The organism is Primorskyibacter flagellatus (genome assembly GCF_900176485.1).
GTDB classification, from domain to species: Bacteria; Pseudomonadota; Alphaproteobacteria; order Rhodobacterales; family Rhodobacteraceae; genus Primorskyibacter; species Primorskyibacter flagellatus.
In genome coordinates, this window is record NZ_FWYD01000007.1 from 16019 (window position 1) to 39818 (window position 23800).

Here is a 23800-nt window from a genome sequence, read left to right on the forward strand (position 1 = left end):
AGGCGCGTCTGCGCCGTAACCAGGAGGAACCCCATGTTCAAGAAACTCGCAGTCAGTTCCGCGGCCCTTGCCGCGATGATCGGCTCACCCGCGCTGGCGCAGGATATCGCGGTGAAGCTCGGCGTTCTCAATGACCGATCCGGCGTCTATGCGGACCTGTCCGGCGAAGGATCGGTTGTGGCCGCGCGCATGGCGGTAGAGGATTTCAAAGCAGCCGACAAAGGCATCGCCGTCGAAATCATTTCGGCAGATCACCAGAACAAGCCCGATATCGGCTCGAACATCGCGCGGCAGTGGTATGACGTGGATGGTGTGAACGCCATTCTCGACGTGCCGACATCCTCTGTGGCGCTTGCGGTTGGCGACATCACGGCCGAGAAAAACGGCGTGATGATCAACTCTGGTGCCGGGTCTACATCGCTGACCCGCGAACAATGCCGTCCCACCACGGTTCACTGGACCTATGACACCGCAGCCCTGGCCACCGGCACAGGTGCGGCAATGACCAATGCGGGCGGCAAGAAATGGTTCTTCCTGACCGCTGACTATGCCTTTGGTCACTCGCTTGAGGAAAATACGTCGCGCGTCGTCGAGGAAAACGGCGGTGAGGTCGTCGGACAGGTCAATGTGCCGTTCCCGGCGCAGGATTTCTCGTCCTTCCTGTTGCAGGCTCAAGGATCGGGCGCTGACGTGATCGGTCTGGCAAATGCCGGCGGCGACACCGTCAACGCGATCAAGCAGGCGTCGGAATTCGGCATCACTCAGGCGGGACAGAAACTGGCCGCCTTGCTGTTCTTTGTCACCGATGTGCATGCTCTGGGCGCGCAGACCGCACAGGGTCTGTCGCTGACCGAAGCGTTCTACTGGGATCAGAACGACGAGACCCGCGCCTGGTCCAAGCGGTTCATGGACACGCATGGCGCGCAGCCAACGATGGTCCAGGCCGGCGTCTATTCGGGGACGATGGCCTATCTAGCAGCGGTTGAGGCCGTGGGCAGCGCCGATGACGGCAAAGCCGTATCCGCCAAGATGAAAGAGATGGAGTTCGACGATCCGCTCTTCGGCACAGTCACCGTGCGCGGCGACGGGCGGGCGATCCACGATATGTACCTGTTCGAAGTGAAGACACCCGACCAGTCCGAAAACGAGTGGGACCTGTACAACCAGATCTCCTCGATCAGCGGCGAAGAAGCGTTCTTGCCGATGCTGGAAGAGTGCGACTTTACCAAGCAGTGAACATTGTCCTGCCTCTGTCCGACTGTAACGGTCGGGCAGAGGCTATCTGATCAATCGACCAACAGGACCGCAAAATGTTTGAACTTCTGGGAATACCGCCGCAGGTTCTGATGGGTCAGCTTTTGCTGGGCCTGATCAACGGGTCTTTCTATGCGGTCCTGTCGCTGGGGCTGGCCGTGATCTTCGGGTTGCTCAACATCATCAACTTCGCCCATGGCGCGCTGTATATGGCCGGCGCGTTTGTTGCCTGGATGCTGCTCAACTACCTCGGCATCGGTTACTGGCCCGCACTTATTCTGGCACCGCTTATCGTGGGTGCCTTCGGCATTGTTCTGGAACGCACTATGCTTTCAAGGCTGTATCATCTGGATCACCTTTACGGGCTGTTGCTGACCTTCGGATTGGCGCTGATCATTCAGGGGTTGTTCCGCAACTATTACGGCATTTCAGGGCTTCCCTATCAGATTCCAAACCTCCTCTCCGGGGGACAGAACCTGGGCTTCATGTTCCTGCCCAACTATCGCGCCTGGGTCGTCGTAGCATCGGTTCTGGTGTGTTTCGGCACATGGTTCATGATCGAAAAGACCCGGCTCGGTGCTTATCTGCGCGCCGCCACGGAAAACCCGGTGCTGGTTGGTGCCTTCGGTGTGAACGTCCCGCTGATGATCATGCTGACCTACGGGTTCGGCGTCGCTTTGGCGGGGTTCGCGGGCGTGCTGGCCGCGCCGATCTATTCGGTGAACCCCACGATGGGTGAACAACTGATCATCGTCGTCTTCGCGGTCGTGGTGATCGGCGGCATGGGGTCAATTATGGGGGCTATCTTGACAGGTTACATGCTTGGCATCGTCGAAGGGCTGACACGCGTCTTCTACCCGGAAGGATCCGCCGTGGTCATCTTCGTCATCATGGCAATCGTTCTGATGATCAAGCCCGAAGGTCTGTTCGGGAGGCCCGCATAATGGCTATGGCTGAAAAAACAAGTGACGCCGCACCACAGGCGCAGGCGGTCGGAATGCCGGCCCTTCACAAGGTCATCTTTGGCGTCCTGCTTGCCGGGCTGATTGTCCTGCCGTTCTTTGTTTATCCGGTCTTTGCGATGAAGGTGATGTGCTTTGCCCTGTTCGCCGCCGCCTTCAACTTGTTGCTGGGCTTCGGTGGGCTGCTCTCATTCGGACACGCGGCCTATTTCGGCGGCGCCAGCTATATCTCGGCCCATGCCGCCAAGGTCTGGGGTCTGACGCCCGAACTGTCGGTCTTGTGTGGAGCGGCCGCAGCCGGTGTGCTGGGTCTGGTCATCGGCTCGCTCGCGATCCGCCGACAGGGGATCTATTTTGCCATGGTCACCCTGGCATTTGCCCAGATGGTGTATTTTGTTGCCTTGCAGGCAGAATTCACCGGCGGCGAGGACGGTATCCAAAGCGTACCGAGGGGCGATCTGTTCGGGTTGATCCCGCTGGCCGACAACATGGCATTGTATTTCTTCGTGCTGGCCGTGACATTCGGTGGCATCCTGCTGCTGTACCGGATCGTCCATTCGCCCTTCGGCCAGGTGCTGAAAGCCATCCGCGAGAACGAGCCGCGTGCCATCTCGTTGGGCTATGACGTGAACCGGTACAAGCTGATCGTGTTCACATTGTCTGCCGTGATGTCAGGTGTGGCCGGAGCCACCAAAGCGCAAGTGTTCCAACTTGCTTCCCTGACCGATGTGCATTGGTCAATGTCGGGCGAAGTTGTGCTGATGACGCTTCTGGGCGGCATGGGCACAGTCTTTGGGCCATTGGTGGGGGCGGGCATCATCGTCACGATGCAGAACTATCTGGCCACTTTTGGAGCATGGGTCACCGTCATCCAGGGTGTCATCTTCGTAGTCGGGGTGCTGATGTTCAGAGAAGGGATCATCGGCGTCCTGGCGCGCTGGTTCAAACGATCACTTTGAACCGGCGCTCAGTGTTTTGACGCAAGTACCCGAAATTGCCGACCCGCGCTAAGCGATAATAGATTCAAGGCGGGCAGTTCAAGCGACGCATCAGCCAGCCCTGCAAGATGGCGTGATACTCCAACGGGCGAGCCGGACCACACCCTTTGGGTAAGTCCGGTCGCTTTTTGATAGTATTCAGGCGGGGAGCATTAGAACCTGATAGCCGCCGAAATGCGCAGTGCTCTGCCCGGTTCATACAGGGGCACAACCTCGCCTGCAAAATCCTGACCGTAGGTTGCGCGCGCAGCATACTGCTCATCAAAGATGTTGTTTACCTCTGCCCGGAACGTGAGGTTGTCCATCTGTCGCGGTGTATACTCCACAAAGGCATTGGCAACGGTGTAGGATGGCAACGCCGGACCCGAGCCGCCGGACGCAAAGCTGTAGGTGCGGGTGTTTTTCAACACATGTTCCACATCGCCACCAATACGCAATCCGAGCGTCTCAAAGTCATGCACGGCTGACAGGGTGATGACCTCACCCAAGGGCATGGTCAGGTAATTTCCTGAATAAGAATCCGCAATGCGCCCATCCACATCGCTTTCGATATTGGCATAGCCAAGCTGGACAGAGCCATTGGCCCATGCATAGGCCACGCCAACCTCATATCCACGGGTTTCCACATCCGCAGTCAACGCTGGGCCACCGCCGTAAGAGGCGTTGCGCGCATTGTCGATGTCGGTCTGGAAGAGCTTTGCATCGAAAACCCAAGCCCCGGTCCGCAATTCCGCAGCGATAAAGGCGTTGCGGGCGGTGATCGAGTCAAACCCGTCAGACGGGTAAGTCCAGGCAGCGTTCATGATGAAGTTCTCTGCCAGATCGATCCCGCCCCAGACATGCGAGTAACCACCGCTGAGGGTCACGCTGTCGGTCAGGTCATATTCGGCCGCGAAATTGCCCGAGATACCGGAATCGTCATGCTTTGACCCATCAACACCTTCAAGCTCTCGGAAATCAGCACGCGCGCCGAAGGTCAGCCGTAATCCGCCGAGGGGTTCAAGCCGGGCCTGGCCGAAGACCCCGACGTTGCGCAGCTTTTCAATCGGGTGTTCATTCCACGCGGGGTTTGTGGAGCTTTTATAATCCATTTCGCCTTCGTCGCGGAAGAAGTCGAGTCCGGTGGTGACTGTTCCGCTGGCAACTGCAAACGTGTTCTGGAACACACCAGAGAAACTTTGCGTGCGGCCATAGGTGCTTTGATCCTCTTCCGGCAGATCCAGTTCGGTCTTGGCGAAGGACAGTTGGAATTTCGGATCCCACCAACCTTCCGGGGTCTCATCCGTGTAGGTCAGCACCACATTCCTGCGATCCAGAACATAGTTCCGCGTCAGCGGCACAGGCCGCCCGCCGATCAACCGTTGGATATTGCCGCGGTAAGGGCGCGCTTCGTCGTCATGGACCTGCTCGTAGGACAGTTCGAACCGGTGGCCCTCGTCTGTCTCATAGGCCAGCTTCAGCAAGCCGCTTGCAAGGTTGGTGCCAGAGCCAGTGATGTCATCGCCGGCACCATCCTGCCGGGTGTCGCCCTCGGCGCGTTTCAGAAACAGAAGCGACTCAAACCCACCTTGGCGGCTGTAGACCGCACTGCTGGCGGTGCCGACATCACCATTACTGTCATATTCAAGCTTCACGCGGCCGCCAGCGGTTGCACCGGGGTCCAGCAGATCCTCAACATCCTTGGTTTCGAAAGCGATCGTGCCCGCCAGCGCGCCGGGGCCAGCGTCCGCAGGGGCAACACCCGGATCGACACGCGCCGATTTCAGCAGCGCCGGGTCGATCAGGTTGGTGGCGGCATGGTGGAACACCTTGTTGTTCTGGCGCGCGCCGTCGATTGTGATGCCGAGCCGAGTCTCCTCAATCCCATTCACATAGACTTTCTGCGACATCGGAATGGAACTTCCGACGGAAATGGTTGGCTCGGACCGGAACAACTCCTGAAGGTCGGCGGGGTTCTTGCGGTCTAGATCGTCGCTGGTGACGTCCTTGTCGTTTATTGCGTCTCCACCGGTGCTGTTGATGGCCAGCGTACCTAGAAAAATTGCGTTGGACTCGAACGGTGCGTCCTGTGCATAGGCTGGTGCAGTGAAGACACTGGATAGAAATACGGTTTTAAGAATTCTAGCGCGCATAGGTAGCCCCCTGTTTGTCGCAAAACTGCGAAGACCAGGTGGCTGAATCAAAGGATCGTAGCTGCCGTTACCGGCTGTCTTGGACGTGCCATGCCGCGACCACAAGTGGTACGGAAGCATTCCGAGTGTTTTCGTAGGGTAATTGCATCCACGGGTTGCCTTTGCGCCACAGTACCAAGAGCTGCGTTGGCCGAGTATCAGCTTGACCAACTCATGTGTTTAAACCCCTCACGAAAGGCGAAGGTCTCAAGATGGCTGTCGATAACGCCGCGCGCGGCGTCAGTGTGATCTGGCGAGGACAATTCAAAACGCACCGTCAATGCGACCTCATCGGCGCTGAGATACGCAGGTCCCATGACGAAATGGCAGATGCCTTCCTGCGCGGTGTGATCGACTTTGATCTTATGGGCAAAATGTTTGCAGAGTTGTTGCAGATATTTACTGGCATTTGGTGTCTCAAATCGGCCGATTAGCTTGTGCATGTCTTATCCTGAATGTTTTTGTCAGAATAAGTGCTGGACCCTGCGGAAGCAAGCGAATACACCCTGTTCCCAGAAGCGAGATGCAAGCCAGACGCCAGTGTTGCGCTCTTCCACATCACTGGAGGTTTAAGATGAAACATGTCCTGTGCCGGGCTGTGCTGCCGCTTGCCGCAGCTCTGGTTGCCACCGCCACCTGGGCCACCGAGGTCACCGTTGAAACCCATCAGGGCGAGACGAGTGTCCCGGCAAATCCCGCAAAAATTGCTGTGCTTGATATTGCTGCACTGGATACGCTTACGGCGCTCGGAGTTAAGGTCGCGGGCGTTCCGCAACCCCATTACGTCAGCTATCTGGACGAGGTTGCCGATCAAGCAACCAGCATCGGATCATTGTTCGAGCCGGATTTCGAAAGCCTCGCGATCATGGCACCTGACCTGATCGTCGCGGGTGGGCGGTCGTCCAGCCAGACCAAGCCCCTGTCACGCATTGCACCGACAATCGACATGACCATCTGGGCGGATGAGAACAGCACGCAAGTGAAGCAGGCTCTGACCCGACTTGAGACCTATGGCGAGATCTTCGAACGACAGGAAAAGGCCGCAGACCTTCGAAAGGCGTTTGAGGAAAAGCTGGAGGAAACCAAGGCGGCGGTGGCAGGCAAGGGCAATGCCCTGATTATCCTCACCAACGGTCCCAAGGTTTCTGCCTACGGAAAAGGCTCTCGCTTTGGCTGGATACACGAGGCTCTTGAGTTGCCGGAAGCCAAAGAAAACGTTGATGCCCAAACCCATGGCGAGGCCGTGTCGTTCGAGTTCATCGCCGAAGTGAACCCCGACTATCTAATCGTCGTGGACCGTGGAGCTGCTGTCGGTGCAGAAGGCGCATCGGCAGTCGAGACTCTGGACAACGCGCTGGTTGCAGGCACCAGCGCTTGGAAAGCTGGAAACGTAATCTACGTCGATCCGGCCATGATCTATATCGCTGGCGGCGGCATTCAGGCCATGACCGGCGTTCTGGACCAGATACGGGCCGGTTTCGAAGGCTAAATTTAGACCTGTTCCGGGTCGCATAAGGTCCGGAACACCGCTCGCAAGGTGCCATGCGGTTTTCTTATCTCCTCACGTTCGTGGCCTTGCTGGTCCTATCGCTGATCTCGGCTGCGATCGGGGCGGCAACGCTTGATCTGGGCACATTGGGCAGCGACCCAGAGGCGCTTCGTCTGATGCTGGCCAGCCGTCTGCCCCGCACCTTTGCCGCCCTCCTGACCGGTGCGTCAATGGCCGTGGCTGGTGTTATCATGCAGCTGCTGGTGCGTAACCGCTTTGTCGAGCCGGGCACCACAGGGACGACAGAGGCCGCGATGTTGGGCCTTTTGGCGGTCACGCTGGCCGCACCTGCCATGCCATTGATACTGAAGATGTCGGTCTCTGCGCTTGCAGCGCTTGTGGGCATGGGCGGTTTCCTGATCTTGATCCGCAAATTGCCCCCGTCGCAGCCGCTACTCGTGCCGCTGATCGGGCTGATCTATTCGGGCATCATCGGGGCGGGAACCACCTTTATAGCGTATCAATGGGACATGATGCAGTATCTCGGCGTGTGGATGAGCGGAGAATTTTCCGGTGTCCTTGCCGGGCGCTACGAATTGCTCTGGCTTGCCGGGTTGATGACGGTCATTGCCTATATCGCGGCGGACCAATTCACGATCGCAGGATTGGGCAGGAACGCATCAATATCTCTTGGTTTGAAATATCGGCAAGTGATGGCACTGGGGCTGGTGACTGTGTCGATGGTTACTGCGCTGGTGGTTGTCACGGTCGGGATGGTGCCCTTCGTCGGTCTGGTGGTGCCGAATATCGTAGCGCGCATGATGGGCGACAATCTGCGTGCGTCCTTGCCTGTCGTCGCGGGTATGGGCGCAGGGATGGTCCTGGCCTGTGACGTGCTTGGTCGACTTGTCCGTTTTCCTTATGAAATTCCGGCTGGAACGATATTCGGCGTGTTTGGCGCGGTGGTTTTCCTCTGGCTTCTGCTTGCGAGGCCCGCCCGTGCCTGACCGTCGGCTCTTACTGCTCGCAGGGTTGCTGCTTGCTGCGTGTAGCTTTTTCCTGTTCTGGGGTCTCAAAGGTCCAGTGGGGTTCATTCTGGAATTGCGCGTTGTAAAGCTGGCGGCACTTTTGCTGGTTGGTGCTGCAATAGGCGTCAGCACGATGATTTTTCAGACCGTCACCGGCAATCGTATACTGACTCCGGCGATCATGGGGTTCGACGCGCTGTTTCTTCTGATCCAAACGCTTCTGGTGATTGTCTTGGGCGGGTCGGCTTATATCGGATTGCTTGGTCCCGCAAAGTTTCTGATAGAAACGGCCATCATGATGGTTGCTGCAATGGCGCTGTTTTCCGTCCTGATGGGCCGAGGCCGGACCGATCTTCACCGGATGATCCTTGCCGGGGTGATCTTCGGCGTTCTCTTCCGTTCGCTCACTGCGTTCTTCCAGCGCATCCTTGATCCATCGGAATTCTCGGTCGTGCAAGGTGCCATGTTTGCTTCGTTCAATTCCGTCGATACGGCGCAACTGGCATTGGCCGGCGTCGTTTGTCTTGCGGCGTTCACGGCAATACGGCCCTTGATCCGCGCACTCGATGTCGTGGGGCTGGGGCGCAAATCCGCGATCGGGCTTGGCTTGCCTTACGACCGGATGGTGCTTGGATTGCTGGCACTCGTGGCGGCTTTGGTGTCAGTCTCTACCGCGCTCGTCGGACCGATCACTTTTCTCGGATTGCTGGTTGCGGCGCTTGCTCATTCTATGATGCGAACCCATCGCCACGCGCTGTTGCTTCCCGCCGCCGCAATGATTTCTGCGCTTATCCTCGTTAGCGGGCAGGCAATTTTTGAAAGGGTTTTGCGGATGCAGTCTACGCTTTCGGTGATTGTCGAATTCGCCGGCGGTATGCTTTTCCTTTATCTCGTGCTCAGGGGGCGCGTGCGATGATTCAAATCCAGAACGTCAGCCATGTGATCGGCAAGTCGCCAATTCTTACGGGGATTACGACGCGTATTCCGCGTCACGGCATCACCGCGCTGATTGGCCCCAACGGTGCGGGAAAATCCACGTTGTTGAACCTCATCGCGCGGCTGACGCCACTGCAAAGCGGTCAGATCACTGTCGATGATGTGGATGTTTCCACGGCGCCCACGCAAGAACTGGCCCTGAAAATTGCCGTCGTTGCGCAACAGCTTGGTGTGTCTTCGCGGTTGCGCGTCCGCGATCTTGTGGCGTTCGGACGTTGGCCACACCACCGAGGACGTCCAGCGCAACGGGATGAAGATGCCGTCGACCAAGCCATTGCTGCCTTTGATTTGCAGGCTCTTCAGTACCGCTTTCTGGATGAGCTTTCCGGCGGTCAGCAACAGCGTGCGTTCGTCGCGATGGGCGTTGTTCAGGATACCGATTGGGTGCTGCTCGACGAGCCGCTCAACAATCTTGATATGTACCACGCCAAAGAGCTCACGGCCGGCTTGCACGCAATGAGCCGCCCCGGAACAGAGCGTTCCCGCAGCATCGTCATGGTTGTACATGAAATCAATTATGTCGCGGCCTGGGCAGACCACATTGTTGCGCTCAAAGATGGAGCCCTTGTGTTTTCAGGCCCCCCCGACCAAGTACTGACAGAACCCATCTTGTCAGATCTTTTCGGAATGCCGATCCGTGTTGTGTCGATCGACGGAAAGCCCGTCATTCTCCACCACATGTAAGATGTCGCCGCAAATGCCGAACTCTACACATTCGATCTGGGTGCTTTTGACGTCTAGGATCTTCAGATCCTCTGGCTTTGGGTCAAGGTTGCAAACATAAGGAGAGCAGCCTTGATCCGGCACGTTTTAACCAACGTGCAACGGGTGATCATCGAACCCTATTGCCTGGGAAAGCTCAGCGATCCGGGGCAGGCCGGGCGTGATCCGCTTGTTCGCGGAAACGGTGTGGTGGAGTGTTTGGACCGCGCGTCAACTCAATGTGCCTGGATCAGGATCCGGGGAAGTTTGGGTTGGGGTTGAGTTGTGCATTACCGCACGGCAAAGATGGCCGGAGCAGTTGCTCCGGCCATGGTTTTCAGAACGTTTTTGTCAGGGCGACTTTGAGTGTTCTTCCCGGGGCTTTGCGGGTTGGGGATGAGAGGTGGCCGACATAATCGGTATCGAGGATGTTTTCGACTCCGAAACGAACCTCGGTGTTGTCTAGCCAGCCTTGGCCCTCGGGTTTCCAGGTGGCGCGCAGGTTATGGACCGTGCTGTCGGGCAAACCATCGCCTAGCGCATCACGGCGATCAGCGCTGTGCACGATTTCCCAGCTCAGATCGAGAGTCTCGGTCCATTTCCTGCCCAGGGTCAACTGAACACGGTCGGCCGGGCTGTTGCGCCAGGTCGTATCGGACCCATCGGGGTTGAACTCTGTTGCGTCGCCCAGATGCCCGGCAATATCGACATAGACCCCGCTTGCCATCCCGTAAGAGGCCTCCAGTTCGACGCCGCGGGAGTCAACCCGTTCCAGCTCTGTCGAGGTGGATCCGGCAACGGTATAGCTGGTGATGTCCCATAGCCTTGTCTGGTACAGGTTGCCACGAATGGTGAAATTGTCATCCGCGGTGAAGACGCCCGTGCCGGTATATTCCGCCCCAAGCTCGAACGTTTGCGACTTTTCCGTCATGTCGATGCGCCGTTGTGCGGTCGCGCTGGTGCCAAGATCGTCGATGATCGGCAGACCCTCGGTATAGGCCGCGCTGCCGAAGACCGACAGACCGTTGCCGAAATCATAGGCAAGCGCCAGCCCGCCCATCAGCGCATCCGACTCGTAGCTTGTCGGGAATGTGCCCAGGTCGTTCTCGCTTTCGATCCGGGACGTCTCGTAGCGCAGGGCAGGTGTGAGGGTGACCTGGCCCATCGCCATCTCATCGACGACAAACAGCGCGAACCGGTCATTGCGCCCACCCGGCGCGCCCGCATCGGTGTTGTCCGCGCGGACACGCCGCTGCGCCTCAAGCCCGAACAGCATGTCATGCGACACAGCACCAGTGTCGAGCAGCGCCCGGTTGGTCAGGGTCAGTTTCGTCGTCTCGTAGCGCTGATCGGCATTGACCGTGTTGACGAGGAAAGGAAACGACGGGGTGCCTTCCGCCGGAGATGAGCCGGGAATGTAGTCATACGCGATCTGCTGATCGGCGTAGGACAGGTTGGCGCGCAGATCAATCAGGTCACTGGCCGGGTTGAAACGGTATTCCAGAACGGTTTGCGCGGTTTCTGTCAGCCGGTCCACATTGCCAAAAGTGCCGCCGGATGTGTCAAACTGATCGTAGGGCACATCCTTGTCATCCGCCACGGTCCGCGAATGGCTGAGCATCAGCGAATGGGCGTCGTCCTGCCCGAAAGTGAATTTCCCTTTCGCGAGGTATGAAGGCGTGCGGAAGGCGCTGTTGCCGATTGTCGAGCCATCGCCGGCGGTCAGGTCATCCTGATCACGCAGCGAATAATTGAGCAGGAATTCGGCGCGGTCCGTCGGCATCCAGGCCAGGTTTGTCGAGCTGACCCACCCATTGCCGTTAGAGCCATACTCGAATGTCTGCGATCCACCGACCCCCGGCGCGCCACCGGTGAAGTCCGACGCATCCTTGGTTTCCAGCTTGACCACACCGCCGACGATCCCCGACCCATAGGCAAAGCTGCCGATGGTGCCGCGCAGCACTTCGACTTCGCGGTAGAGCAGCGGATCGGTGAAAAGCTGCGTGCCGATCCGGTACAGCTCTTCCGAGCCGACGCTGGCACCGTCGATCTGAACGGCGATCTTCTGGTCCGAGCCGAAGGTCGTGTTCGCGCCAAAGCCGCGAATGTTGATGCCTGATCCTTGCGGCGTTGTGCCATTGACCAACGTGACGCCGGGGACCGAGTCGATCAGTTGCGCGACCGTGCTGGCTTGGCGATCCTGGATCTCTTCTTCGCCCACCACGGTGCGCGACAATGCAGTGCCAAAGCTGAGGTCGCGTTTGCCCCCGGTCAGAATCAATGTGCCCAGAAAGCCGGAGGTATCGGCGTCTTGTGCCGCGACAGGCACGGCCAGTGACAGGCAGACAAGCGCGGTGGTGCCGCGCAACAGGGGGGTAAGCATATGCGCCATCCTTCTTGAGTTCCATTTCCGTTGCTTGCGAAAGCTGGCGCGGGTGTTTTTGGTGGTTATGCGATAAATCCAACCGCAATGGGTTGCAGCGTTAATCGTATCAAACTAAAACAGTCAAATAATTTGAAAAGCCACGCACCGCATCTGTTCGGGCGCAGCCATCGGACCCCAACCACTCTCCGAGGACGCCCATGACACAGCAAACCGTTGTCTCCCCGCAAGACATCCGTGCCTATCAGGCTGAACACCCCAAGCTGCGTGCCAGGGATGCAGCGGATGCGCTTGGCATTTCCGAGGCGCAGCTTGTCGCGGCCCGAATGGGGCAGGGGACAACACGCATCGACGCGCATCCTGACCGGATCATTCCCGCCGCCGAAAAGCTGGGCGAGGTCATGGCGCTGACCCGTGTCGCGGCCTGCGTGCATGAAAAGGTCGGGCAATACGGCAATTATCACCCCGGCGAACATGCCGCGATGACGCTGACCGAAAATATCGACCTGCGCATCTTTCCGTCCCACTGGGTGCATGCCTATGCGGTCGAAACACTGTCCGAGCAGGGCGTGCGTCGTTCGTTGCAAGTATTCGATGCGGCCGGCGATGCGGTTCACAAGATCCATTTGCGCGACGGATCGAACCTGGATGAATGGGCCGGGATCCTGGCCGATCTGGCCATCGAGGATCAATCCGAAACACAGCAGGTGGAGCCGCGCAAACCCGTCGAGGGCGCGAAATCCCACCCGGAGAAAGTGGACATCCTGCGCAAGGAATGGGCGCGCCTGACCGATACGCATCAGTTTCTGCGGCTGTGCGCCAAGCTCAAGATGAACCGGCTGGGCGCCTACCGGATCGCCGGCGCGCCTTGGGTGCGCCGGCTTGAACCGCAGGCCGCCGATGCGATGTTGCAGGCGGTGCGCGATGCCGGGATCGAAGTGATGATCTTTGTCGGCAATCGCGGCTGCATCCAGATTCATACCGGCCCGATCCACAAGCTGCACCCGATGGGGCCGTGGCAGAACGTCATGGATCCGGGCTTCAACCTGCATCTCCGTCTGGACAAGGTGGCCGAGGTCTGGGCCGTCGAAAAGCCCACGCAACGCGGGCCTGCGGTTTCCGTCGAGGCCTTCGATGCCGAAGGCGGGCTGATCTTTCAGGCCTTTGGCGTTGGCAAGCAAGGCCGGGATTCGCGCGCCGAATGGGGCGGGATTGTCGCGGCGCTGCCCGCGCTGGCAGAGGTGCCCGCATGACCCGCAAGCGCAATGGTTTTGCCGCCTTCACAGGCATATGGATCGCGATGTTCGGTGCGGTCGCGGCCTTGACAGTCAGCGCGCAGCAGGCCGAGCAGGGGGGCGATCCACATGCGGATGTCCTGTCGATCGGCGGCTCCGTGACAGAGATTGTCGTGGCGCTGGGGCAGCAACATCGGCTCAAGGCGCGCGACACCACGTCAAGCTACCCGCCTGACGTGACGAACCTGCCCGATGTCGGCTATATGCGCGCACTGTCGCCCGAAGGGGTGCTGTCGGTCGGCCCGTCATTGATCCTGTCAGAGGAAGGGGCCGGGCCGCCGGAAGCGCTCGATGTCATTCGCGCCGCGAATGTGGACTTTGTCGAAGTGCCGGACGCCTTGACCGCCGAGGGCATCATCCGCAAGATCGAGGTTATCGGAGCGGCCCTTGACGTGGAGGCTCGCGCCAAAGGTCTTGCGGCCGAGGTCGAAGGCGCGATGGCGTCGGCATTGGCGGATGCAGAACGCCCTGCGAACAGCAAGAAGCGCGTGCTTTTCGTGCTGTCCACCCAGGGCGGCAAGATCAATGTGTCCGGCACCGGAACGGCGGCGGACGCGATCATCCGCATGGCCGGCGGCGTGAATGCCGTGACCGCTTTCGAAGGCTACAAGCAGATCGGGGACGAAGCCATCGGACTGGCGGCACCGGATGTGATCCTGATGATGGATCGCGGCGGAGATCACGGCGCGCAAAAGGACGAACTGTTCGCAATGCCGGCGATCAAGCTGACACCGGCCGCGCAGACCCGTTCCGCCATCCGCATGGACGGTTTGCTGATGCTGGGCTTCGGCCCCCGTACAGCGCAGGCCATCGCCACGCTGAACGACGCGCTTTACGGCAAGGGAGCGTGAAATTTGGCAGCCCTGAGCGACATCGAAACCATCCCCCACCACCGTGAAACCCGCGCGAACACCCTGCATTGGGCGCTCGCAGGGGCGTTGGTCCTGTCCTGTTTCGCCAGCCTTCAGGTGGGGGCCACCGATGTGACGCTGTCTACAATGCTGGCGAAGCTGATCCATGGCGAAACGCTGAGCCAGATCGAGCGTGTTGTGCTGTTCGACATACGTTTGCCCCGGCTTGCCATGGGTGTGCTGGTCGGGGCCGCGCTGGCGGTTTCGGGGGCCGCGATGCAGGGGCTTTTCCGCAACCCGCTGGCCGATCCGGGGATCGTCGGCGTTGGTGCGGGGGCCGGGTTGGGGGCGATCTTGGCGATTGTGCTGGGAACGTTGCTACCTGCATGGCTCATTGACCTGACGGGCAACCAGTTGACGCCTTTTGCTGCGTTTCTGGGCGGCTGGGGATCGACGATCCTGCTCTATCGCGTCTCGACACGCCATGGGCGCACCTCTGTTGCCACCATGCTTCTTGCAGGGATCGCGCTTGGGGCGCTGGCAGGCGCGCTGTCGGGCATTCTTGTTTATATCGCCGATGATACGCAGCTGCGCGACCTGACCTTCTGGGGGCTTGGATCGCTGGCGGGCGCAAGCTGGGCCAAAGTGTTTGCTGCCGGCCCGATGATCCTGCTTGCCATCGGGGTGTCCCTGACGCTGGGCCGGGGGTTGAATGGACTGGCTTTGGGCGAAGCGACCGCCGCCCATATCGGCATTGACGTTCAGCGGATGAAATCCACCGGCATTCTGGCCGTGGCCGGGGCGACCGGTGCCGCGGTCGCCGTTTCGGGGGGGATCGGTTTCATCGGCATTGTCGTGCCGCATCTGCTGCGGCTGGCCTCGGGGCCGGATCACCGGACGTTGCTGCTGAACGCGGCTTTGCTTGGCGCGACCTTGCTGATCCTTGCTGATATGATTGCCCGCGTGGTGATCGCCCCCGCCGAACTGCCCATCGGGATCGTCACGGCCGTTCTGGGGGCACCGGTTTTCCTTTGGATCCTGCTCAAGCGGCGGGGACTGGTCGAATTATGAGCCTGATCGCCGAGAATATACGCGTGTCATACGGCAAGCGAGAGGCGCTGAGGGGTGTCGGCCTGACCGCTTTGCCGGGTGAGGTCACGGCCATCGTTGGTCCGAACGGGTCGGGAAAATCCACCCTGCTGGGCGCGATCACCGCCTCTCTTGCCTATCAGGGCCGCGTCAGCCTGAACGGTCGGTGCGTCGAGCGGATGAAACCCTGGGAACTGGCGGCGATACGGGCTGTTTTGCCTCAGGCGTCGCGGCTGGCCTTTCCCTTCACCGTGATCGAGGTCGTGCGCATCGGTCTTCAATCCGGCACCGCGGGCGACAGGCCCGAAGTGCCAATGCAGGCGCTGGCGCGCGTCGGCCTTGCGCATTACGCCCATCGCACGTTTCAGGAACTGTCGGGTGGCGAAGCACAGCGCGCCATGCTTGCCCGCGTGCTGGCGCAGGTCTGGGCACCGGTTGAAGACGGACAGCCTCGTTGGCTGTTGTTGGATGAACCCGTGTCCAGCCTTGATATTGCGCACCAGTTGCAGGTCATGGAGATCGCCCGCGATTTTGCCCGCGCCGGTGGTGGCGTGCTTGCCGTCATGCACGATCTGAACCTGACTGCGCTTTATGCCGACCGTGTGGCGGTGCTGGCCGACGGCGAACGCCTCGCCTTCGGCACCCCTGCCGAGGTATTGACAGACGAGACCCTGTCGCGAGCCTATGGCTGTGCTCTGCGGGTCTCGGCGACACCGCCCTCGGGTGTGCCATTTATTCTGCCGCATGCGGCATCCGCCTGAAAGGAGCGCATATGCGCCTTGCCATCCTGTTGTTTTGTCTTGCCACGCCCGCGCTGGCGCAACCTGTCGCTGACATCGTCATTCTGGGCGAAGTCCATGACAACTCCGATGCGCATCTGGGACAGGCCGCTGTGCTGGAGGACCTGCGGCCCACGGCAATCGTGTTCGAGATGCTGACCGCCGAAGAGGCCGCCAGAGCCGATGCCGACCGGACCCTGATCGCCGAGGCATGGAACGCAAGCGGCTGGCGCGATTTTCCGATCTACGCACCGATCTTCGACGCTTTGGGCAATGCGCGCATCATCGGAGCCGCTGCACCGCGCGAGACGGTGCGCACCGTCTACAGCGACGGGCCAGAGGGCCTGTTCGGCCCTGATGCGGCGCGTTTCGGACTGAACGAGCCCCTGCCGGGCGACCAGCAGAAAGCCCGTGATGAAATGCAGTTTGTAGCGCATTGCGAGGCGATGCCGTTGGAGGCGATGGCAGGCATGGTTGCGGTTCAACGCTACCGCGATGCGGTTTTTGCGCGCGCGGCACTGGCGGCGCTTGAAACCTACGGGCCGCCAGTGGCGCTGATAGCGGGCAACGGCCATGCGCGAACGGACTGGGGCGTGCCCGCGCTGATCGATCTTGCAGCGCCCGACGTCACCACCCATTCCATCGGCTTTGTCGAAGGCGACACGGACACGCCCTTTGACGAAACCCGGATCGTCCCGCGCGCCGAGCGTGAAGATCCCTGCAATTCCCTGACATCGAACTAAGGAGACACCCCATGTATCTTGCCATGAACCGCTTTACCGTACCGCTTGAAAATGCCGCGGAATTCGAAGAGCTTTGGCTCACCCGCGAAAGCCGCTTGCAGGACATGGAGGGCTTCGTGTCGTTCCAGATGCTGAAAGGCGCTGAGACAGAGGGACGCATTCTGTATGCCTCGCACACGACATGGCAAAGCGAGGCGCATTTCCGCGCGTGGACAACCAGTGAAGAATTCCGCGCCGCCCATGCGAAAGCCGGTCAAAGCCGCAAGCTGCATGAGGGAGCGCCACGTTTTGAGGGGTTCAGCGCCATTCAGAAAATCGACGCAAAACAACCGGCATGATCCCGAAGGTCACACAGATCGCGCCGATTTTCCGCAGTTTCGACGAGTCAAAGGCGCGGGAGTTCTATGTCGGCTGGCTGGGCTTCACATGGGAGGGCGAGCATCGCTTTGATGCGACCGCGCCGCTTTACGCTTTTCTGCGGCTGGGAGAGTTTCATTTGCATCTGAGCGAGCATCATGGCGATGGCACGCCGGGGGCGGCCGCTATGGTCTACGTTTGCGGATTGCGGGACTGGCACAGCTCTCTGCTGCCCTATCCGAACAGCCGACCAGGGTTGGAAAAACTGCCCTGGGGTCTTCAGATGCAGGTTCTCGATCCGTTTGGAAATCGGCTGCGCTTTCTCGATCAAACGGATGTCTCGGGACGCGGACAAAGCGAGGAGTAATCTGTCTGTTTGCGCTTTCCGCACGCAAGGCACTTTGCGATTTCATGGTGTCATTCTGCCGCGCCTCTGGAGGGTCGGTGCGTGCGATCTGCGCAGCTGGTAACGATAATGGCCCCACTATTTTCTGAAGCGCCAATTTGCCCTAGCTGTAGTGAAACCCTGCCATTCTTGCAGCTTTGTGCAGGTGAGGTAGACCATTATCGATCACGTCATTTGGGTTTGCCGCCACCGGTCGCCAGATGGCAAGGGCGGACGCAATGGCCTCATGGACGTGATTCATGCTTTCCAGGGTAGTGATGCCATCGAATTCAACGTCGACGAGGGCCTGAAATGCTGCCTGCCAGTCGATCATGCCTGTTCCCGGTGCGCCGCGATTGCTTTCTGACAGATGGACGTAACCCAGATGTGGCCCGCAGTCGGCAAAACCTTGGGCGAATGATACCTCTTCGATGTTCATGTGGTAGGTATCAAGATGGATGAAAAGGTTGTCCGCCCCCACGGCCTCGCAATAGGCACGCCCGTCTGCGCCAGTGTTCATGATATGGGTCTCGTATCGGTTGCAAGGTTCGATGCCGAGACCCAAGCCGAACGCCTTTGCGCGCGCCGCCGCGCGCTTGATAAAGCTGGCCGTGCCGTCAAATTCAGCCTGCGTGCGCGGGCTACCAGAGATTTTGCCGATGGTTCCATAGGTCACGCCCGACAGCGACGGCGCCCCAATGCCAGAAGCTACGTCAAAGGCAGGTTCGAGAAACGCCATGCCTGCATCCGGATCGGTGATCACATCAATTTCTGGCGGAAGACCAAGCGAGCACACAGGTGTGATGCCGGTTTCCTCGCAGAACGCGCGTGTCTCCGCGACATCGATTTCCGATGGGTCGAGCAAAGGGATTTCCAGAACGCGCACCTTGTGGGTTTCAAATTTCATGCGCAGTGTGCGCATGGTCGCGACATCCCATTTCGGGGCGACGGCGAATGTGTGCAATCCAAGTTGTGCCATATCTAACCCTGTGCCTCATGTGCTGCGGCCTCTGCCATGTCACCACCACCGACTATCGCGGAGACGACATCGGTCATCGTTGTTTCCTTGGTGACCAGATTGGCCGCTGCACGCCCGTGATGCAGAACGACGATCCGATCCGTGACAGATAATACGTCGTTCAAGCGGTGTGAGATCAGGATCACGCCGATCCCCTGATCCCGCAACTGACGGATCAGGTCCAGCACGCCTTGCACTTCGCGGACCGCAAGGGCCGCGGTCGGTTCATCCATGATCACGACCTTGGGATTGAAAGTCAGTGCACGGGCGATAGCGACCGATTGTTGCTGACCGCCAGAGAAGGACCCAACAGGTCTGTTGATCGCGGGCAGGTTGGCACCCAGTCGCGTGATCATTGCTTGCGCATCTTGTTTCATCTTGGTGCGGTCGACAAAGTTCACGCCAAAGACCCGCCGTACAGGTTCACGACCCAGAAAGATGTTGGCGGCGACATCCTGTTGTTTGGCCAGCGCAAGGTCCTGATAGATCATCTCAATCCCCTTGGCGCGCCGCTCGCCCGGCGAAAGGTCCAGAACGGAAGTCCCGCCAAGAACCACGTCACCCGCGTCTGCCTTATACATGCCGGTCACAATTTTCATCAGGGTCGATTTTCCAGCACCGTTGTCACCGACAAGGCCTAGAACTTCGCCGGCACCGACACTGAAATCGACGCCATGCAGCACATCAACCGCGCCAAAGCTTTTTCGGATACCGCTGACGGTCAAAAGGGTCATATCCGGCTCTCCTTGCGGACCTGATATTGGTCGATGAAAACGGCCAGGATCAACACACCACCAATGGCCATCTGCTGATAGTAGCTTTGGACGGCCAGCAGGTTCAGGCCGTTCTGAAGAACACCCATGATCAACGCGCCAATCATCGTCCCGAGGATGGAACCCCGCCCGCCAAACAGGTTTGTGCCGCCGATGATCGCTGCCGTGATCGCGGTCAGTTCATAGGCAATTCCCGCCGTCGGATCGCCAGAGTTGATCCGGGTTGCAAAAAGCAAACCGGCAAGGCCAGCCAGACCGCCTGAAAGGACATAAAGCGTCAATCGATGAAAATCGACGTTGATCCCAGAGGTGCGCGCGGCGTTCTCGCTGTCGCCAATGGCCAGCGTGTGCCGCCCATACCGTGTGTAGGCCAGCACCATATGCGTGACGATGGCGGTCACGATAAAGATAATGACAGGCATTGGAATACCAAACGGTCGTCCTTGGCCCAAATAGACCATCGCATTGGGCAGACCGTAAATGACCCGTCCGTCCGAGATGACCAGAGCGAGGCCGCGCGCAATTCCCAGCATGCCCAGCGTTACAATGAATGCCGGAACAAAGGCCCGCGTAATAATCAGCCCATTTACCAACCCGGCCAACGCCCCGGCCCCGATCGTTGCAATCACTGCGATCGGCATGGGCGCACCCAGCTTGACCGCAACGGCCGCCCCGCAGACACCCGAGAAGCCCAGAACAGAGCCCAAGGAAAGATCAAGCCCGCCGGAACTGAGCACGAACGTCGCCGCAATCGCCAGCACGCCAATCGTCGACGTGGCGAGCAATATGTTCAGAAAGTTGCTGACCGAAAGGAAATACGGTGACAGGATCGCCATCAACGTCGACAACGCGATCAGGACGATCAGGCTTTCAAGTCGGACGTGAAGTTGTTCGATGGATCGGGCTTGAAGACGCGCCCATCGGCCCGGTCGCCGTGCGTCTGTCCGGGTTGGTGAAGTTGCCATATTGCCCTCGTGTTAAGAAATGTATCACCGGCACGGTGTACGCGCCGGTGATATGGTGCAGGCTAGGAATTGATCCTGCACCACCGGAAGGATTACTTGACGGACTCGAGCAATGGATCAGTGCCTGCATCCATGACCTCTTTGGTCAGGACAAGTGTCGGAACGGTGATCTGGGGCTCGACATCGCCGCCCTCGAGCACGGCCTTCACGTTTTCGACCGCTTGCTGACCAACCAGATACGGCAATTGCGCAACCGAAGCTGTCAAGCGTCCGGCCTGAATTGACGTCACAGCGTCCGAGTTGCCATCGACTCCGATGATGACGACATCACCGCCCTTACCTGCGGCAAACACGCTTTCAACCGCCCCTAGCGCCATACCGTCATTGGCCGCAAAAATGCCGACCAGATCAGGGTTGCGGGTCAGGATATCGTTGGTGATGTTCGCCGCTTTGCCGCGATCCCAGTCACCCGGCAGGGAGGCCACGATCTCAAGTCCGGGGGCCAGTTCCGCCAGTTTGTCAGCAAAGCCAGAGGTCCGGTTTTGACCCGTGATATTGCCCGACAGCCCTTCGATCACGAGGACCGGACCTGTGGCATCCGCGCCCAGCTGGCCGACCATGAATTCGGCACCCTGCGCCCCGGCAAGTACGTTGTCCGACCCGATGCGGAAGGTGATTTCAATCCCTTCTGCGTCCAGAATTGCGGGGTCAAGGTTCCCGTCAAGGTCAACGATCTTGATTCCGGCATCTTGCGCGGATTTCAGGCAAGGCAAAAGATTGGTCGAGTTGATCGCCGCTGTGATCATGGCGACGGGGCGGCGTTCCAACATCGTGTTGCACACGTTCAGCTGGCTTTCTGCCGCCTGATCACTTTCTACAGCTTGAATGAAGTATTCGACGTCAGCGGCCTTTGCGCCGTCTTCTACGCCTTGACCCATCGCACCCCAGAACGGGTTCGCGAGGGTTTTCATCAAAATGCCGTATTCCCCTTCGGCCTGTACGGGGCTTGCCGCTGCCGCAGCAGCCAATACGGCAGCACTCAGTTTTGTTTTGAACATCTTGTTGAACATGGTCTCTCCTCCACTTTGTTTTAATCGCGTTGGTATTGTCTTGAATTGCGCAGCATCATCGGGCGCTGCCCGCTGGATTGACGAGGCCGCAATTCACACGGCTCCAGATGTTGCACGCGAAACCCATCGATGTTGCCTTCGACCCGGCCCAAAAGCGTGGCAATCGACCGCCGCGCGATCTGTTCGACAGGTTGAGCGACAGCGGTTATCGAAGGCCAGGTGATCCGCATCCATTCGGCATCGTCGAAACCCACAAGCGCCACGTCATCGGGGATTCGCATTTCGCGGCGCCGGATCTCGCCCAGCACGATCAGGGTAGAGTGTTGCGATAGCGAAAAAACCGCAGTGATTGGATCATTGGGATCCATCTTGTCAAAATAAGAGCGGATCCCTGCGCGGTGTCCTTCGACGCCGCCGTCCGAAATCAGTGTGTCGATGCGCACAGTGGGATCAAGAGCCTGCACCCGTGAGATGAACCCTTCCTGCCGGGTGCGCGCCGCCTTTGAAATCCGCGTCGCACTATGGAGCAGAATGGATCTGTGCCCTTGCCCAACCAGGAGATCGGCAACGCTGGCGGATGCCGCAAAATTATCTGCGGCGATTGTATCGAACCGATCACTGGCAGAGACCCGATCAACAAGCACTGCGTGCATATCGAGCGCGTGCAACTGTTCGGCACCACGCCCGCGTTCGGACCGGACCGGCACCAGAACGGTCCCAGCCACACGCCAATCATCCATCCGGGTAATCAGATCCGCCTCGCGCCCCTCATCCTCGCAAGAGCTGGCGATGATCATCGTGTAACCGGCGTCCTCTGCGGCACTTTCAAGCCCGGTAACAAGTGCGCCAAAGAAAGGGCTTTCCAGATCAGGGACGACGGCCCCGATGATCCGGCGTTGTTCGTTGCGCAAGCCGGATGCAAGCGGGTCCATCCGGTAATCGAGTTGCGAAATGGCTTCTTTGACGCGCACGACATTGGCGGGTTTCACAGAGGTGACCCCACGCATGACCTTCGATACGGTCGCTGCCGACACGTCTGCCATACGGGCAACATCGTGGATGGTCGCGCGCCTGCTGTTTGTCATGCTCCCCCTGGGCCATCGAAATCAATGAAAACGAAAATATGGCTCGAATCGAAAGATAAATCGGTTTATATCAAAAGTAAATCGGTTCAACGGCCGAAGTTAACAGGAGTCTCTCGTGTCTGGAAACAAGCCAATCGTCATATCTGCACCCGAGCCGCGCAGCCTGGATCTGATTTTTACACCCGACAAACTGGCCCAGTTGCGCGCAAAGTATGAGATCGTGGAAACCAGCGCGGCAGACGTGGCGCAATTGGACGGTTCGGTGCTGGCGGGTGCGCGCTACATCCTTGGCCAGCCGCCCTTGTCGTCAGAGACACTGGCGCGACTTACGTCACTGCGCGCGGTTCTGAACGTCGAATCCAACTTGCAAGATAACATGCCTTACGATGAAGTGTTTGGCAGAGGCATCCATGTTCTGACAACGGGTGCCGCATTCGCGCTACCCGTCGCAGAGATTGGTCTAGGCTTTGCTTTGGACCTGTTGCGCGGCATTACCCCTGCGGATACCGGATTTGCCGATGGAACCGAACAATGGGGCGGGGATGGCAACGCGCAAGCACGGCTTTTGACAGGTGCCGATGTCGGGATCATTGGCTTTGGCGATCTGGGGCGTGCGCTGACCCGTGTTCTGGCCGGGTTTCGCTGCAACATTCAGGTTCATGATCCATGGATTGCACCCTCCATCCTGCGCGACCATCAAGTGATACCTGCGACCCTTGATACGGTGTTGGCGCAGTCTGATGTGGTTTTCGTCGTTGCTGCTGTGACGACGGACAATCGCGGTTTTCTGGGTGCCGATGCATTTGCGCAGATGCGCGAGGGTGCGGCGTTTATCTTGCTCAGCCGCGCGGATGTAGTCGATTTTGACGCCTTGCTTGATGCGGTGGCCGAAGGGCATATCATCGCCGCCACCGATGTCTTCCCGGAAGAACCACTACCAACCGGTCATCGGGCGCGGACGCTGCCTGGATTGCTGCGCTCTGCGCACCGGGCGGGCGCGCTGGATGTTGCCTTCAAGCAGATGGGGGACATGGTTCTCGAAGATATGGACTTGATGGACCGCGGTCTGCCACCGATGTGCTGTAAACGGGCGGAACGGGAGACCGCCGCGCGGATGCGATCCCGACCGGTTGATAAGAACTGACGCATCTCTGCCCTACGTTTTCTTTTCACGGTGACCCAACTCGACAATGCCGCCTTTCCTACGGCAGGCAGCTGGCTGATGCTCGCGTAGCGCAATATCGGTTCGGACTGCTCAATTCGCCTCGAAAGCGGCTCGTGCTAAAAATTCAGCCGCTGCTGTCCTTGTTGGACAAGTGGGTCAGGAGGTCGCTGAATGCGGGCACGATCAATCTGCATGTCACGAAGTTGGAACCGGCTTCTATATTGCCGTCAAGACGGCCTATG

At 59.2% G+C, this 23800-nt stretch carries 23 protein-coding genes; 15 read left to right on the top strand and 8 right to left on the bottom strand.

Annotated features, from left to right (window positions below; genetic code table 11):
- The first annotated feature begins 33 nt into the window (after positions 1–33).
- The 3 genes from B8991_RS11105 (at position 34) to B8991_RS11115 (ending at position 3175) form a co-directional block, all read left to right on the top strand.
- A complete protein-coding gene (locus tag B8991_RS11105) occupies positions 34–1236 on the top strand; it encodes an ABC transporter substrate-binding protein (protein WP_084353066.1) in 1203 nt (400 codons plus the stop codon).
- Positions 1237–1310: 74 nt separating this feature from the next.
- Positions 1311–2198, top strand: coding sequence for a branched-chain amino acid ABC transporter permease (locus B8991_RS11110; protein ID WP_084353067.1), 888 nt, complete (start codon positions 1311–1313; stop codon positions 2196–2198).
- Between the two features lie 5 nt (positions 2199–2203).
- A complete protein-coding gene (locus B8991_RS11115; protein WP_084353168.1) occupies positions 2204–3175 on the top strand; it encodes a branched-chain amino acid ABC transporter permease in 972 nt (323 codons plus the stop codon).
- A gap of 191 nt (positions 3176–3366) precedes the next feature.
- On the opposite strand, the gene B8991_RS11120 is transcribed toward B8991_RS11115, so the two are convergent.
- Entirely contained in the window at positions 3367–5346 is a 1980-nt protein-coding gene (locus B8991_RS11120) for a TonB-dependent receptor domain-containing protein (RefSeq protein ID WP_084353068.1), read from the bottom strand.
- 197 nt (positions 5347–5543) lie between these two features.
- Complete coding sequence (locus B8991_RS11125) at positions 5544–5828, bottom strand: DUF2218 domain-containing protein (RefSeq protein WP_084353069.1); 285 nt, start codon at positions 5826–5828, stop codon at positions 5544–5546.
- 131 nt (positions 5829–5959) lie between these two features.
- On the opposite strand from B8991_RS11125, the gene B8991_RS11130 reads away from it, so the two are divergent.
- The 4 genes from B8991_RS11130 to B8991_RS11145 are packed head-to-tail and all read left to right on the top strand — an operon-like array spanning position 5960 to position 9582.
- The gene (locus B8991_RS11130; protein WP_084353070.1) at positions 5960–6874 is read left to right on the top strand and encodes a siderophore ABC transporter substrate-binding protein; all 915 of its coding nucleotides are present in this window, start codon (positions 5960–5962) and stop codon (positions 6872–6874) included.
- A 53-nt stretch (positions 6875–6927) separates the two neighbouring features.
- A complete protein-coding gene (locus tag B8991_RS11135) occupies positions 6928–7881 on the top strand; it encodes an ABC transporter permease (RefSeq protein ID WP_084353071.1) in 954 nt (317 codons plus the stop codon).
- On the top strand, positions 7874–8818 hold the full coding sequence (locus tag B8991_RS11140) for an iron chelate uptake ABC transporter family permease subunit (RefSeq protein WP_084353072.1): 945 nt from the start codon (positions 7874–7876) through the stop codon (positions 8816–8818). The genes B8991_RS11135 and B8991_RS11140 overlap by 8 nt, the downstream gene beginning before the upstream one ends.
- Positions 8815–9582, top strand: coding sequence for an iron ABC transporter ATP-binding protein (locus B8991_RS11145; protein WP_084353073.1), 768 nt, complete (start codon positions 8815–8817; stop codon positions 9580–9582). Before B8991_RS11140 ends, B8991_RS11145 begins: the two co-directional genes overlap by 4 nt.
- 355 nt (positions 9583–9937) lie before the next feature.
- Here B8991_RS11145 and B8991_RS11150 read toward each other — a convergent pair whose 3' ends face one another.
- The gene (locus tag B8991_RS11150) at positions 9938–11983 is read right to left on the bottom strand and encodes a TonB-dependent receptor domain-containing protein (protein WP_084353169.1); all 2046 of its coding nucleotides are present in this window, start codon (positions 11981–11983) and stop codon (positions 9938–9940) included.
- 200 nt (positions 11984–12183) lie between these two features.
- On the opposite strand from B8991_RS11150, the gene B8991_RS11155 reads away from it, so the two are divergent.
- From B8991_RS11155 to B8991_RS11185, 7 genes are read left to right on the top strand one after another with little or no spacing between them, the layout of a single operon-like run.
- A complete protein-coding gene (locus B8991_RS11155) occupies positions 12184–13236 on the top strand; it encodes a hemin-degrading factor (protein ID WP_084353074.1) in 1053 nt (350 codons plus the stop codon).
- Positions 13233–14129, top strand: coding sequence for a heme/hemin ABC transporter substrate-binding protein (locus tag B8991_RS11160; RefSeq protein WP_084353075.1), 897 nt, complete (start codon positions 13233–13235; stop codon positions 14127–14129). Before B8991_RS11155 ends, B8991_RS11160 begins: the two co-directional genes overlap by 4 nt.
- A 3-nt stretch (positions 14130–14132) precedes the next feature.
- Positions 14133–15200, top strand: coding sequence for a FecCD family ABC transporter permease (locus B8991_RS11165; RefSeq protein ID WP_084353076.1), 1068 nt, complete (start codon positions 14133–14135; stop codon positions 15198–15200).
- On the top strand, positions 15197–15979 hold the full coding sequence (locus B8991_RS11170; protein ID WP_084353077.1) for a heme ABC transporter ATP-binding protein: 783 nt from the start codon (positions 15197–15199) through the stop codon (positions 15977–15979). The genes B8991_RS11165 and B8991_RS11170 overlap by 4 nt, the downstream gene beginning before the upstream one ends.
- An 11-nt stretch (positions 15980–15990) precedes the next feature.
- Positions 15991–16740: a ChaN family lipoprotein gene (locus tag B8991_RS11175; RefSeq protein WP_084353078.1), complete on the top strand. Its 750-nt coding sequence runs from the start codon at positions 15991–15993 to the stop codon at positions 16738–16740.
- An 11-nt stretch (positions 16741–16751) separates the two neighbouring features.
- Positions 16752–17078 carry a heme-degrading protein HmuQ gene (locus B8991_RS11180; protein ID WP_084353079.1) on the top strand — a complete coding sequence of 109 codons (327 nt, stop codon included), beginning with the start codon at positions 16752–16754 and terminating at the stop codon, positions 17076–17078.
- Positions 17075–17464, top strand: a complete 390-nt coding sequence (locus B8991_RS11185) for a glyoxalase superfamily protein (protein WP_084353080.1) — start codon at positions 17075–17077, stop codon at positions 17462–17464. Before B8991_RS11180 ends, B8991_RS11185 begins: the two co-directional genes overlap by 4 nt.
- A gap of 142 nt (positions 17465–17606) precedes the next feature.
- Here the strand turns inward: B8991_RS11185 and B8991_RS11190 are convergent, their stop codons facing one another.
- The 5 genes from B8991_RS11190 to B8991_RS11210 form a co-directional block, all read right to left on the bottom strand.
- Complete coding sequence (locus tag B8991_RS11190; protein WP_084353081.1) at positions 17607–18461, bottom strand: sugar phosphate isomerase/epimerase family protein; 855 nt, start codon at positions 18459–18461, stop codon at positions 17607–17609.
- Positions 18462–18463: 2 nt separating this feature from the next.
- Positions 18464–19234 (bottom strand): ATP-binding cassette domain-containing protein, encoded by a 771-nt coding sequence (locus tag B8991_RS11195; protein WP_084353082.1) that lies wholly within the window; start codon positions 19232–19234, stop codon positions 18464–18466.
- Entirely contained in the window at positions 19231–20238 is a 1008-nt protein-coding gene (locus B8991_RS11200) for an ABC transporter permease (protein ID WP_084353083.1), read from the bottom strand. The genes B8991_RS11195 and B8991_RS11200 overlap by 4 nt, the downstream gene beginning before the upstream one ends.
- 92 nt (positions 20239–20330) lie before the next feature.
- A complete protein-coding gene (locus B8991_RS11205) occupies positions 20331–21308 on the bottom strand; it encodes a sugar ABC transporter substrate-binding protein (protein ID WP_218673218.1) in 978 nt (325 codons plus the stop codon).
- Positions 21309–21328: 20 nt separating this feature from the next.
- On the bottom strand, positions 21329–22393 hold the full coding sequence (locus tag B8991_RS11210) for a LacI family DNA-binding transcriptional regulator (protein WP_084353084.1): 1065 nt from the start codon (positions 22391–22393) through the stop codon (positions 21329–21331).
- 115 nt (positions 22394–22508) lie between these two features.
- Here B8991_RS11210 and B8991_RS11215 point away from each other — a divergent pair, with 115 nt between their 5' ends.
- Complete coding sequence (locus B8991_RS11215; RefSeq protein ID WP_084353085.1) at positions 22509–23537, top strand: hydroxyacid dehydrogenase; 1029 nt, start codon at positions 22509–22511, stop codon at positions 23535–23537.
- Positions 23538–23800 lie beyond the last annotated feature (263 nt).

Excerpts from the sequence above, each read along its gene's own strand:
- B8991_RS11210 (WP_084353084.1), bottom strand. The coding sequence starts at position 22,393 with ATGACAAACAGCAGGCGCGCGACCATCCACGATGTTGCCCGTATGGCA.
- B8991_RS11185 (WP_084353080.1), top strand. The coding sequence starts at position 17,075 with ATGATCCCGAAGGTCACACAGATCGCGCCGATTTTCCGCAGTTTCGAC.
- B8991_RS11120 (WP_084353068.1), bottom strand. The coding sequence starts at position 5,346 with ATGCGCGCTAGAATTCTTAAAACCGTATTTCTATCCAGTGTCTTCACT.
- B8991_RS11130 (WP_084353070.1), top strand. The coding sequence starts at position 5,960 with ATGAAACATGTCCTGTGCCGGGCTGTGCTGCCGCTTGCCGCAGCTCTG.
- B8991_RS11190 (WP_084353081.1), bottom strand. The coding sequence starts at position 18,461 with ATGGCACAACTTGGATTGCACACATTCGCCGTCGCCCCGAAATGGGAT.
- B8991_RS11205 (WP_218673218.1), bottom strand. The coding sequence starts at position 21,308 with ATGTTCAACAAGATGTTCAAAACAAAACTGAGTGCTGCCGTATTGGCT.
- B8991_RS11150 (WP_084353169.1), bottom strand. The coding sequence starts at position 11,983 with ATGCTTACCCCCCTGTTGCGCGGCACCACCGCGCTTGTCTGCCTGTCA.
- B8991_RS11175 (WP_084353078.1), top strand. The coding sequence starts at position 15,991 with ATGCGCCTTGCCATCCTGTTGTTTTGTCTTGCCACGCCCGCGCTGGCG.
- B8991_RS11200 (WP_084353083.1), bottom strand. The coding sequence starts at position 20,238 with ATGGCAACTTCACCAACCCGGACAGACGCACGGCGACCGGGCCGATGG.
- B8991_RS11115 (WP_084353168.1), top strand. The coding sequence starts at position 2,204 with ATGGCTGAAAAAACAAGTGACGCCGCACCACAGGCGCAGGCGGTCGGA.
- B8991_RS11180 (WP_084353079.1), top strand. The coding sequence starts at position 16,752 with ATGTATCTTGCCATGAACCGCTTTACCGTACCGCTTGAAAATGCCGCG.
- B8991_RS11135 (WP_084353071.1), top strand. The coding sequence starts at position 6,928 with ATGCGGTTTTCTTATCTCCTCACGTTCGTGGCCTTGCTGGTCCTATCG.
- B8991_RS11160 (WP_084353075.1), top strand. The coding sequence starts at position 13,233 with ATGACCCGCAAGCGCAATGGTTTTGCCGCCTTCACAGGCATATGGATC.
- B8991_RS11195 (WP_084353082.1), bottom strand. The coding sequence starts at position 19,234 with ATGACCCTTTTGACCGTCAGCGGTATCCGAAAAAGCTTTGGCGCGGTT.
- B8991_RS11105 (WP_084353066.1), top strand. The coding sequence starts at position 34 with ATGTTCAAGAAACTCGCAGTCAGTTCCGCGGCCCTTGCCGCGATGATC.
- B8991_RS11155 (WP_084353074.1), top strand. The coding sequence starts at position 12,184 with ATGACACAGCAAACCGTTGTCTCCCCGCAAGACATCCGTGCCTATCAG.
- B8991_RS11110 (WP_084353067.1), top strand. The coding sequence starts at position 1,311 with ATGTTTGAACTTCTGGGAATACCGCCGCAGGTTCTGATGGGTCAGCTT.
- B8991_RS11145 (WP_084353073.1), top strand. The coding sequence starts at position 8,815 with ATGATTCAAATCCAGAACGTCAGCCATGTGATCGGCAAGTCGCCAATT.
- B8991_RS11125 (WP_084353069.1), bottom strand. The coding sequence starts at position 5,828 with ATGCACAAGCTAATCGGCCGATTTGAGACACCAAATGCCAGTAAATAT.
- B8991_RS11170 (WP_084353077.1), top strand. The coding sequence starts at position 15,197 with ATGAGCCTGATCGCCGAGAATATACGCGTGTCATACGGCAAGCGAGAG.